This window comes from Hoylesella buccalis ATCC 35310 (assembly GCF_000177075.1).
GTDB classification, from domain to species: Bacteria; Bacteroidota; Bacteroidia; order Bacteroidales; family Bacteroidaceae; genus Prevotella; species Prevotella buccalis.
Window position 1 is genome coordinate 1 of sequence record NZ_ADEG01000082.1, and the last position, 508, is coordinate 508.

Annotated in this window: 1 rRNA gene; it reads left to right on the top strand. The window is 56.7% G+C overall.

The window, feature by feature from the left end:
* A 16S ribosomal RNA gene (locus HMPREF0650_RS08335) occupies nt 1-495 on the top strand; the annotation flags it as partial.
* Between the last annotated feature and the right edge of the window lie 13 nt (nt 496-508).

Sequence of the window (508 nt, forward strand, 5' to 3'; positions counted from 1 at the left end):
GGTGGAGGTGCTGCATGGTTGTCGTCAGCTCGTGCCGTGAGGTGTCGGCTTAAGTGCCATAACGAGCGCAACCCCTTTTTTCAGTTGCCATCAGGTAATGCTGGGCACTCTGGAGATACTGCCACCGCAAGGTGTGAGGAAGGTGGGGATGACGTCAAATCAGCACGGCCCTTACGTCCGGGGCTACACACGTGTTACAATGGGGCATACAGAGTGTTGGCTTAACGCAAGTTTGGTCTAATCTTCAAAGTGTCTCCCAGTTCGGACTGGGGTCTGCAACCCGACCCCACGAAGCTGGATTCGCTAGTAATCGCGCATCAGCCATGGCGCGGTGAATACGTTCCCGGGCCTTGTACACACCGCCCGTCAAGCCATGAAAGCCGGGGGTGCCTGAAGTCCGTAACCGTCAAGGAGCGGCCTAGGGCAAAACTGGTGATTGGGGCTAAGTCGTAACAAGGTAGCCGTACCGGAAGGTGCGGCTGGAACACCTCCTTTCTGGAGACGAAAC